2 protein-coding genes are annotated in these 1169 nt (G+C 49.7%); both read left to right on the top strand.

The window, feature by feature from the left end; translation table 11 throughout:
- Positions 1-591, top strand: a 591-nt coding sequence (locus PPOP_RS13110; RefSeq protein ID WP_006286967.1) for a baseplate J/gp47 family protein, incomplete at its 5' end; no start/stop codon positions are given.
- Positions 584-1114 (top strand): putative phage tail protein, encoded by a 531-nt coding sequence (locus PPOP_RS13105; protein WP_006286966.1) that lies wholly within the window; start codon positions 584-586, stop codon positions 1112-1114. The genes PPOP_RS13110 and PPOP_RS13105, both read left to right, overlap by 8 nt.
- Positions 1115-1169: the final 55 nt, after the last annotated feature.

Here is a 1169-nt window from a genome sequence, read left to right as displayed (position 1 = left end):
GAAGAAACGGATGAATCGCTACGTGAGCGATATTACGAATCTTTGCGGGCTTTGGCATTTGGCGGCAACGTAGCCGATTATAGAGCTAAAACGGAGAAGATCCCAGGCGTCGGTGCCTGCAAAGTCTTCCCCGCATGGAGTGGCGGCGGCACGGTGAAGCTGGCCATAACAGACGGCACAGGCGGCGTACCGACTGAAGAACTTGTCCAACAGGTGCAGCAGGAAATTGACCCACCTGGCCTAAGCGGGCAAGGTAGAGGTTGGGCGCCAGTTGGTCACGCTGTGACGGTTGAAGGCGTGATAGGCGTTACGGTGAACATTGAATTCAAGCTGATTCTTGAGCAAGGTTACACTTGGGAAAGCGTCAAGGCTAATGTCACCGCTGCGCTGCAGATGTATTTTGAGGATATGGTAAAAGGGTGGGCAGATGTTGAGTCAATCACTGTCCGTACCCGTCAGCTTGAAGCAAAGGTATTGACGGTCAATGGCGTGCTGGATATCGCAGATACGAAGCTCAACGGAGTTGCGGGGAATCTCGTATTGGCATCGACCGAAATACCACTTTTGGGAGCGGTGACGAATCGTGCTTAAAAATTACTGGCCCGATTACTTACAAGAGATACGGGAGTTTGAAGCGTTGGCGGCGGCGCAACAACCGGAATTTGATAGAGCGTTATCGTTGATAAGTACAATGGCTCAAGACTTTTCGGTGTTCACGCTCACTGAGTCGGGCATACAAAGGTGGGAGCGGATACTTGGCATTGACGGTAAACAGGCTGATGATATGGACTCAAGGCGGTTTAGAATCATATCCCGTGTAATAGAGCGTATCCCGATCACAAAGCGAACCTTGTACACACAGCTTGAAACACTATGCGGCAAAGGTGGCTTTACACTAGAGATTAACAGCGGTGGGTATGTACTATCCGTTAAGCTGGCGCTTACTTCGAAGTCAGCTTTTTCCGACGTTGTTGCTCTGTTGGGGCGCCAAGCCCCTGCAAATCTCATTTGTGAGGTAACCATCATGTACAACAAGCACAATGTTTTAGGGCAGTTTACCCATGCCCAAATGTCGAAAAGAACACACTATGAATTACGAAATGAGGTGATCTAGTGAAGACAACACCGAACTATGGCCTGAAGTTGCCAGGCGAGAATGACTTTTACAG

It is taken from the genome of Paenibacillus popilliae ATCC 14706 (assembly GCF_000315235.1).
Taxonomy (GTDB): domain Bacteria; phylum Bacillota; class Bacilli; order Paenibacillales; family Paenibacillaceae; genus Paenibacillus_B; species Paenibacillus_B popilliae.
This window is presented reverse-complemented; position numbering and strand designations above follow the sequence as displayed.